Source organism: Streptomyces sp. NPDC048606, assembly GCF_040650855.1.
Classification (GTDB): domain Bacteria; phylum Actinomycetota; class Actinomycetes; order Streptomycetales; family Streptomycetaceae; genus Streptomyces.
In genome coordinates this window covers 18,952-27,962 of record NZ_JBEZIB010000064.1, presented here as the reverse complement: position 1 = coordinate 27,962, position 9,011 = coordinate 18,952, and the positions used below count along the sequence as shown (strand labels likewise).

Below are 9,011 nucleotides of genomic sequence, written 5' to 3'. Positions count from 1 at the left end.
TCCCGGCGCGCGGGCGCCCGGGGGGGGGCGCGCGCCGGGGGGGGGGGGGGCCGGCGGGGGGGGCGGGCGGGCCCCCGGGGGGGGGGGCCGCCCCCCCCCTCCGGGGGGTCCTGCGGGGCGTGCGCCGGGCTCGTCAGGCCGCCTGGCACTCGCGTTCGGCCTGGGCGGGGACCTTCGCGGCCACGGTGTCGTGGGCGCAGGTGCGGACCGGCTTGGGGCGGCGGCGGCCGGCGAACAGCCGGGGCAGGGCGAGGGTGACGAAGCCCTCGGCCTGCATCGCGGCGAAGCCGATGCGGGGCAGGTCCCGGGTCTGGCGGAAGACGACGAAGCGGGGCTCCCAGCGGGGGCGGAACTTCGCGTTGAACTTGTACAGCGACTCGATCTGGAACCAGCGGGACAGGAAGACCAGCAGGCCGCGCCACATGCGCAGGACCGGTCCGGCGCCGATCTTCTCGCCGCGGGCCAGCGCGGAGCGGAACATCGCGAAGTTCAGGGAGACCTTCTCGATGCCCAGGCCGGGGGAGGCCTCCAGGGAGGCGACGATCAGCAGCTCGTTCATGCCGGGGTCGGCGGCGCGGTCGCGGCGCATGAGCTCCAGCGACATGCCGTCCTTGCCCCAGGGGACGAAGTGCTGGATGGCCTTCAGGTCGCCGAAGGGGCTGGTGTCGCCCTCTTCGACGCGGTGGGCGGTGGCGATGATGCAGTCGGCGTCGTCGGGGTCGCCGACCCGGCCGAGGGCCATGGAGAAGCCGCGCTCGGTGTCGGTGCCGCGCCAGGCGTCGGCGGCGCCGCGGACGGCCGCGAGCTCCTCCTCGGTCAGCTCGCCGACCCGGCGGACCTTGGTGGTGTAGCCGTTGCGCTCGATGCGCTTCACCATCTGGCGGACGTTGCGCATGGGTCGGCCGGAGAGGGAGAAGTCTTTGACATCGACAATCGCCTCGTCACCCAGCTCCAGGGCGTCCAGACCGGTCTCGCGGGTCCAGACCTCGCCGCCGGTCTCGCTGCAGCCCATGACGGCCGGGGTCCAGGAGTGGGCCTTGGCCTCCTCCATGAACCGCTCGATGGCGCCCGGCCAGGCCTCGACGTCGCCGACGGGGTCGCCGGAGGCGAGCATCACGCCGGAGACGACGCGGTAGGTGACGGCGGCCTTGCCGGAGGGGGAGAAGACGACGGCCTTGTCGCGGCGGAGCGCGAAGTGGCCGAGGGAGTCGCGGCCGCCGTGCTTGGCGAGCAGCTCGCGCAGCTTGGCCTCGTCGTCCGAGGTGAGGCGGGCGGCCGGGTGCTCGGGGCGGAAGGCCAGGTAGATGGTGGTGACGGCGGTCAGCATGCCGAGGGCGCCGAGGGAGTAGCCGACGGTCCAGGAGACCCGACCGGCGTAGTCGACGGGGCCCTCGAATCCGAAGAGGCCGTAGACGACGTGGGTGATCTGCTCGTACAGGCTGGGGTGGCCGACGACCTTGCCCGGGTGCACGTTGACGATGACCAGGCCGAGGCCGATGGAGCCGGCGCTCATCAGGACGAAGTTCGCCAGTGCCTTCCAGCGGCTGCGCGGGTCCGGCAGGGCCTTGAATTCACCCTGGTGGCGTACGAGCAGCAGGAGCAGCACCGCCGCGATGACCACGCCGATGATCGAGTGCCGGTACGCGAACTGCGCGACGGCTCCCGCGGGCAGCAGGAGCACGGCCGCGCGCCAGGCCCGGCGCTTGCGGCGCTTGAGGCCGTGGGCGAGCAGCAGGAGCAGCACGCCGGCGCTGATGGACAGGGCGGCGGCGAAGGGGCCCAGGGAGCCCGGCAGCACCTCGGTCACCGCGTGGATCCTGCTGTGGCGGAATCGCGGGAAGACGCCCGCCGCGATGTCCAGAAGGCCGACGATCATGACGGCCGTACCTACCAGGCCGGGCACGGACTCCGGTCGTGGGCCTCGGACGATTCGAGCGACCCGCTTCGGAACCTGTCCGGACTTATCGCCATCTATCCTGCTAGACATCGCTTCCCGTTGCTCCGCGAGAGATCATGTGGCCGAAGGCCGCGAGAGCCTCCGGAGTGTGGTGCGTCCACTAGGACGACATCGAGGGGGAGGCGGTTCACTCTTCCGTCGGAAAAATCCGGTCCTGCCATCAGAAAGTCGACTGACTGCTCATGGGTCTCACCAGTAATACGGTCCTGGTCCTGGCCATCACCGCCGGTGTGTTGCTGTTCGGGGCGACGGTGTGGTTCTGGCCGAAGCTTTCGGGCCGCACCTGGCGTTCCGTCACCGGCCGGATCGGGCTCCTGCTCGCGACCCAGCTGGCGCTGTTCTCCGCGGTCGGTCTCGCCGCCAACAAGTCCTTCCTCTTCTACGGGTCCTGGGCCGACCTCTTCGGGCAGGAGACGTCGATCGGCAAGGTCGTCGACCACTCGATGAGCAGCAAGGACATCAAGGTCGTCGACAAGCAGAAGCTCGACGTGCCCGGCGGTGCCAAGCCCCAGGTCGGCGGTCAGATCCTGAAGGTCTCCATAACGGGCCAGAAGTCGAAGATAACGAGCCCGGGCTACGTGTGGCTGCCGCCGGAGTACTTCCAGCCCCAGCACAAGGACCAGAACTTTCCGGCCTCCATCGTCCTGACGGGTTACCCGGGCACCGCCGAGAACCTGATCAAAGGGCTGAACTACCCCATGACGGCCTTCAAGCAGGCCAAGCAGGGGAAGATGAAGCCGATGATCCTGGTGATGCTGCGCCCGACCATCGCGCCGCCGCGGGACACCGAGTGCGTGGACATACCCAATGGCCCGCAGACCGAGACCTTCTTCGCGCAGGACCTGCCGCAGGCCATCCAGTCGACCTTCCGGGTGGGTGACAAGCCGCAGAACATGGGCTTCATCGGCAACTCGACCGGCGGCTACTGCGCGCTGAAGATCGCCGCGCACCACCCGCAGGTGTTCGGCGCGGCCGCCGGTCTGTCGGCGTACTACGACGCCGCGGACGACGCGACCACCGGCGACCTGTTCCACGGGGACGACAAGCTGAAGAAGCGCGCGAACATCCTCGCGAGCATGGAGGGCAAGAAGCCGGCCGGCACCTCGTTCCTCGTGACCAGCAGCGAGAAGGGCGAGCCGAACCTCGTCGACACGAAGAAGTTCATCAAGCTGGTCAAGGGTCCGGACCGGGTCTCGTCGATCATCCTCGAAAGCGGTGGCCACAACTTCAACACCTGGCGCCGTGAGATCCCGCCGATGCTGGTGTGGATGAGCGGACGCATCCAGGCCTGAGGCCGCGGACGTGGTGCGTGGTGGGGAAGCCGCGCGGGAGGCGAAGCGAAGCGAAACGAACCGATAGGGTCCGGCTCCGGCCGGACCCTTCGTCGTTCCCGTGGCCCGTGGCCCGTGGCCCGTGGCCCGTGGCCCGTGGCCCGTGGCCCGTGGCCCGTGGCCCGTGGCCCGTGGCCCGTGGCCCGTGACCCGTGACCCGTGACCCGTGACCCGTGGCCCGTGGCCCGTGGGGCCGGCGCCCGGGCGGCTAGGCCTCCTGGAGCTCCGCCCGGCGCAGCGCCCGGTGCACGCCCTCCGGGGTGAGTACGCCGACCAGCGCGCCGGAGTCGGGGTCGGTGACCCCGATGCGCCCCGAGTCCTCCTGGAGCAGCGCGGCCAGTGCCTCGCGCAGCGAGGCCCCCAGGGGCACCGAGGCGGTCGGGGCCGGGGCCGCGTCCGGCGCCGTGAGGTCGGCCGGCCCGACGGGGGTGACCGCGAGGCGCTTGAGGCCCCGGTCGGAGCCGACGAAGGAGGCCACGTAGGGGGTGGCGGGGGCGCCGAGGACCGCCGCCGGGGCGGCGAACTGCTCGATGGTGCCGGCGCCGTAGACGGCGATGCGGTCGCCGAGCCGGACGGCCTCCTCCAGGTCGTGCGTGACCAGCAGGATCGTCTTGCGGACGGTCCGCTGGAGGGCGAGGAACTCGTTCTGGAGCCGCTCGCGCACCACCGGGTCGACCGCGCCGAACGGCTCGTCCATCAGCAGCACGGGCGGGTCCGCGGCCAGGGCGCGGGCCACGCCGACGCGCTGGCGCTGGCCGCCCGACAGCTGGTGTGGGTAGCGGCCGCCGTGCACGTCGGGGTCCAGGCCGACGAGTTCGAGCAGCTCGGCCGCCCGCGCCCGGGCCTTGGCCTTCGGGGTGCCGAGCAGCCGGGGGACCGTCGCCGTGTTCTCCAGGACCGTCTTGTGCGGGAACAGCCCGACCTGCTGGATGACGTAGCCGATGCGGCGGCGCAGCTCGACGGGGTCGGCGTCGGCGATGTCCTCGCCGGCCAGCAGGATCCGACCGGAGGTCGGCTCGATCAGCCGGTTGACCATCTTCATGGTGGTCGTCTTGCCGCAGCCCGACGGGCCCACCAGCGTGACCAGCTCGCCTTCCGCCACCTCGAAGGACAGGTCCTCGACGGCCGTGGTGCCGTCGGGGTAGCGCTTGGTCACGTGCTCGAATCGGATCACCCGACCATCCTCCCCCAGGTGTCCGCCCGGACGGGCGAAGGGTTTGTGAGGGGTGTGTTGCGCGTGTGCGAACGATTCCGGCCAATGCCCGTTCGCGGGGTTATGGTCGTTCCCACGGGCGACGGTGACGGGGGGTGAGGACGTGGCGGAGCGAAACTGCCTGGTGGCGAACGACTGGATCTGTTGGGACTACGTCACCTCCCGGGCCCCGGAACTCACCGACGCCACCCTCGAACACGTCTGGATCACGGCCGCATCGGTCCTCATCGGCCTGGTCGTCGCCGTCCCGCTCGCGCTGCTGGCCCGCCGCGGTCGCCGCTGGGCCGCCCCCGTGCTCGGCCTGACCACCCTGCTGTACACGATCCCCTCGCTCGCGATGTTCTCCCTGCTGCTGCCGTTCTTCGGACTGTCGGCGGCGCTGGTGGTGACCGGGCTGGTGCTCTACTCGCTGACGATCCTGGTCCGCAACGCGATCGCCGGTCTCGAAGCCGTCCCCGAGGAGGTACGGGAGGCGGCACGCGGCATGGGCTACGGCCCGACCCGCCTGCTGTGGCAGGTGGAACTGCCGCTGGCGCTGCCCACCCTGCTCGCCGGCGTGCGGATCGCGACCGTCTCCACCGTGGCGCTGACCACCGTCGGCTCCATCGTCGGCAAGGGCGGCCTCGGCAACCTGATCGCCCCCGCCGTCAACAGTTCCTTCAAGGCCCAGGTGCTCACCGCCTCGGTGCTGTGCGTGCTGCTGGCGCTCGTCGCCGACCTGCTGCTGCTCGGTGTGCAGCGGCTGCTGACCCCGTGGACCCGGGGCGCCGGTCGACCCGCGCGGACCGCCGGCGGGCCGGCCGCGACCGTGGCGAAGGGGGCCTGAGAGCGTGGGCGTGCCCGCACAGACCTGGCAATGGCTGACGGACGGGGCGAACTGGTCCGGGGAGAGCGGTGTCTGGCACCGGCTGGGCGAGCACGTCTACGTCAGCGGGATCGCCCTCGCCCTCGCCTGCGCGGTGGCCCTGCCCCTCGGCCTGTGGCTCGGCCACATCGGCAAGGGCGGCACCCTCGCGGTGAACATCTCCAACATCGGTCGGGCGGTGCCCGTCTTCGCGGTGCTGGCCCTGTTCATGGTCTCCCCGCTGCGCAGCGCGGGCTACCTGCCGACGATCGTCGCGCTGGTGCTGTTCGCCGTCCCGCCGCTTTTGACCAACGCCTACGTGGGCATGCGCGAGGTGGACCGCTCGGTGGTGGAGGCCGCCCGGGGCATGGGCATGTCCGGGCGGCAGCTGTTCTGGCGCGTGGAACTGCCCCTGGCGCGGGACCTGGTGATGACCGGGTTGCGCTCGGGCGCCGTGCAGGTCATCGCCACCGCCACCATCGCGGCGATGGTCGGCCAGGGCGGCCTCGGCCGGATCATCACCGCCGGCTTCAACACGTACGACACCCCGCAGGTGGTGGCGGGCGCCCTGCTGGTGGCGCTGCTGGCCCTGCTGGTGGAGGGCGTCCTGGTGGCGGCGGACCGGCTGCTGCCGCGTACGCCGGCCCGCTGAACGGTCGGGCCCGCCGAACGGTCGGGCGCGCCGGGGCGGCGGCCCGCCGCCGAAGAGTCGTAGAAGAGTGACCACGTCGAAACGGAGCACCTCCATGAGCAAGACCACGCGCGTCGTCGGCGCGTCCCTGGGCGCGTTGGCCCTGACCGTGTCGCTGGCCGCGTGCGGCGGCGAGAGCCTGGAGAAGGCGAAGGACTCGGGTTCCTCCTCCGCCTCCGCCGGCACCCCGGAGGGCGGCGGCAAGGGCAAGCTGGTCATCGGCGCCGCCGGGTTCACCGAGTCCAACGTGCTGGCGGAGCTGTACGCGCAGCTCCTGAGGAACGCCGGCTACGGCACCTCCATCACCACGGTGAGCAACCGCGAGCTGTACGCGCCCTCGCTGGAGAAGGGCGAGATCGACGTCGTCCCCGAGTACGCGGCCACCCTCGCGGAGTTCCTCAACGCCAAGGTGAACGGGCCGAACGCGCCCAAGGACAAGCCGGTCGCCTCCAGCGACGCGGCGGCGACCGTGGCGGCCCTGGAGAAGCTCGCGGCGCCCCTCGGCCTCAAGGCGCTCGCGGTGGGTTCGGCCGTCGACCAGAACGCCTTCGCCGTCTCCAAGGAATTCGCCGAGAAGAACAACCTGAAGTCCCTTTCGGACCTCGGGAAGTCCGGGCTCAAGGTGAAGATCGCCGCCGGTGACGAATGCGCCGTCCGTCCCTTCTGCGCCCCCGGATTGGAGAAGACGTACGGGATCTCCGTCGCCGGGATCGACCCCAAGGGCGTCGGCACCCCGCAGGCCAAGCAGGCCGTCAAGGACGGGGTGGACCAGCTGGTGCTGACCACCACCACCGACGCCACCCTGGAGGGTTACGGTCTGGTCCTGCTGGAGGACGACAAGAAGCTCCAGAACGCCGACAACGTCCTGCCCGTGGTGAACGCCAAGGACGCCGGGAGCCCGGAGGTCGCGGCCGCGCTCGACGCCCTGAACAAGGTGCTGACGACCGCCGACCTCGTCGAGCTGAACCGCAAGGTGGACGCCGAGCGCGCCAAGCCGGCGGACGTCGCGAAGGCCTACCTGGAGTCCAAGGGCCTTCTGAAGAAGTAGCTTTCGTGCCGGTGGTTACCGGATTGACGTACAAACGTGGGGTAACCGTGCGGCAAGAGATTGCCGGGCGGGTACCCCACGCGTCGCCCACGCCCTGTAAATTTCAGGCCATGCCCCGTGGACGCCACCGCAATCCCGAGCCCCTGCACCGACTTCTCACGCCGACGGCCGTTGCCGGGGTGTCCGTGGCCGGCGCCGGCGCGGCGTGGCTCCTCGCGGAACCCCTGGCCCTGCGCCTGCTCGTGGCCCTCACGGCCGCCGCGGGCGTGGGCGCCGCCGTCCTCATGCGCTCCTGGGACCGGGCCGCCGGTCGCCGGGTCGCGGAACTCGCGCGCGAGCGCGTCAAGGACGAGTGGAAGACCGAGGAGCGGATAGCCGAGCTGGAATCCGATCTGGAGGAGGCCCGCGTCCTGCGGGCCAAGCTCGACGCCAAACTGCGGGCCAAGCGCGTCGAGATCGCCGGCCTGCGCGGCGAGCACGCGGCGCTGCTGCGCCGCTACGCCACGGCGGAGACCGAGCGCGCGAGCGCCCTGGAGAAGCGCCGACTGCTGGAGATCGAGGCCCAGTCGGCCCCGACCGGCGCCCCGAAGGAGCTTCCGGCGGTCTCGCAGGAACGTAACGGCGCCGGCGCGCCGACCGCGGTCGGTTACGCCCGGGCCAACGCGGCCATGGCGGCCCTCGTGCGCAAGGCCGAGGCCCAGGAGGCCGCGAAGGCGGCGCGGGCCGCGGAGGCCGCGGAGGCCGCGGAGCGGGCACGGCGGCAGCCGGCCGACGCCGGGACCACCGCCCCCGGCGGGGCCAAGGACCTTGAGCCCGCAGTGAGCACGGGCACCACCGCGCACGCGCGTCCCGGCGCGAGCCCCGTCCCCGCCCCCCGGATCGCGGCGGCCGTGGCCCCCTACGCCGCCCAGCGCCGGTCCGCCTCCCGCGTCGAGGGCGGCTTCGACTTCTTCGGCACGAAGACGGGCGCGCAGGCCCGCGCCGCGATCGAGTCCGTGCAGAACGAGGACCTGGCGGACGTGGTCGGCGCCGAGGCCCTCGCCGTGCACAAGGCGGAGTCGGCGGGCCACGCCGACGAGCCGGAGTTCAAGCCGGTCACGCCCGAACAGCGGGCGGTGGGCCAGGTCATCGACCTGACGGCCCACGACGAGACCGAGCCGATCGACGTCGTCCACCTGCGCACCGCCATCTCGTAGGACGACCCGTCCCGAAGCGTCCGTGAGGCCGTGCCCCCGCCCGGGGGCACGGCCTCACGGGTAGGCGAGGACCAGCAGCACCGCCACCGTCTCCAACAGCAGTTGCGCGCCCAGGGCCCGGCCCCGCATCCGTCGCGGGGCGGCGAGCGCGGCCACCATCGCCGCCGCGGCCAGCCCGCACAGGGTCAGGAAGAAGGCGGAGGGGAAGGGCGTACAGCCGCCGCGCACCAGGCAGGCGGAGCCGGTCTCGGTGGCCAGCACGGCGATCTTCGCGAGGACGAGCGCCGGCAGGAACAGCACGGCGCCCCACACCGCGTACGCGCCGTGCCGCGCCTGCCTCGGGGGCAGGGGCGGGGCGACTTCGAGCGGGTTCTCGGTGGTCCACATCGGCATGCGGCCATCCTGTCCCGGGCCGCCCGGAAGCGGATCCGTACGCGTACTCAGACCCCGTACTCAACCACCGGGCCCCTCGCGCGCCCCGCCCCGCGCCGCCCCGCGCCCCAGCCTCAGAACAGCGGCAGTTGACCGGGGTGCGGGCCGAGCACGAAGCCGTCCAGCGTCGGCGCGGAGGCGCCGAGCACCACCCGGGCCCGGGAGCCGGGGCAGGACACCAGGTCGCCGCGCCCGCGACCGGTCGGGGGATCGTGGCGGGCGATCCGCCCGGCCGTCACGGCGCAGTCGCGGCCACAGGCGGGGCAGGCCCGTCGGGGTGAGTGGGACATGCCCCAAGT

Annotated in this window: 9 protein-coding genes; 5 read left to right on the top strand and 4 right to left on the bottom strand. The window is 72.3% G+C overall.

What is annotated here, in order from left to right; translation table 11 throughout:
• Positions 1-133 precede the first annotated feature (133 nt).
• Positions 134-1,987, bottom strand: a complete 1,854-nt coding sequence (locus tag AB0D01_RS38115) for a phosphatidylglycerol lysyltransferase domain-containing protein (RefSeq protein WP_363063710.1) — start codon at positions 1,985-1,987, stop codon at positions 134-136.
• Positions 1,988-2,139: 152 nt separating this feature from the next.
• Between AB0D01_RS38115 and AB0D01_RS38110 the strand changes: the two genes are divergently transcribed.
• On the top strand, positions 2,140-3,249 hold the full coding sequence (locus AB0D01_RS38110) for an alpha/beta hydrolase-fold protein (RefSeq protein WP_363063708.1): 1,110 nt from the start codon (positions 2,140-2,142) through the stop codon (positions 3,247-3,249).
• Positions 3,250-3,496: 247 nt separating this feature from the next.
• Here AB0D01_RS38110 and AB0D01_RS38105 read toward each other — a convergent pair whose 3' ends face one another.
• On the bottom strand, positions 3,497-4,462 hold the full coding sequence (locus AB0D01_RS38105) for an ATP-binding cassette domain-containing protein (protein ID WP_363063706.1): 966 nt from the start codon (positions 4,460-4,462) through the stop codon (positions 3,497-3,499).
• Between the two features lie 142 nt (positions 4,463-4,604).
• Between AB0D01_RS38105 and AB0D01_RS38100 the strand changes: the two genes are divergently transcribed.
• From AB0D01_RS38100 to AB0D01_RS38085, 4 genes are all read left to right on the top strand, one after another.
• Entirely contained in the window at positions 4,605-5,327 is a 723-nt protein-coding gene (locus tag AB0D01_RS38100; RefSeq protein WP_363063704.1) for an ABC transporter permease, read from the top strand.
• Between the two features lie 4 nt (positions 5,328-5,331).
• On the top strand, positions 5,332-5,997 hold the full coding sequence (locus AB0D01_RS38095; RefSeq protein ID WP_363063702.1) for an ABC transporter permease: 666 nt from the start codon (positions 5,332-5,334) through the stop codon (positions 5,995-5,997).
• Positions 5,998-6,091: 94 nt separating this feature from the next.
• Complete coding sequence (locus AB0D01_RS38090; RefSeq protein WP_363063700.1) at positions 6,092-7,084, top strand: ABC transporter substrate-binding protein; 993 nt, start codon at positions 6,092-6,094, stop codon at positions 7,082-7,084.
• 110 nt (positions 7,085-7,194) lie between these two features.
• Positions 7,195-8,280, top strand: a complete 1,086-nt coding sequence (locus AB0D01_RS38085; RefSeq protein ID WP_363063698.1) for a hypothetical protein — start codon at positions 7,195-7,197, stop codon at positions 8,278-8,280.
• A gap of 54 nt (positions 8,281-8,334) precedes the next feature.
• Here the strand turns inward: AB0D01_RS38085 and AB0D01_RS38080 are convergent, their stop codons facing one another.
• Together AB0D01_RS38080 and AB0D01_RS38075 are read right to left on the bottom strand one after the other, a co-directional pair.
• The gene (locus AB0D01_RS38080) at positions 8,335-8,673 is read right to left on the bottom strand and encodes a hypothetical protein (RefSeq protein ID WP_363063696.1); all 339 of its coding nucleotides are present in this window, start codon (positions 8,671-8,673) and stop codon (positions 8,335-8,337) included.
• 113 nt (positions 8,674-8,786) lie between these two features.
• Positions 8,787-9,002 carry a hypothetical protein gene (locus tag AB0D01_RS38075; protein WP_363063694.1) on the bottom strand — a complete coding sequence of 72 codons (216 nt, stop codon included), beginning with the start codon at positions 9,000-9,002 and terminating at the stop codon, positions 8,787-8,789.
• Positions 9,003-9,011: the final 9 nt, after the last annotated feature.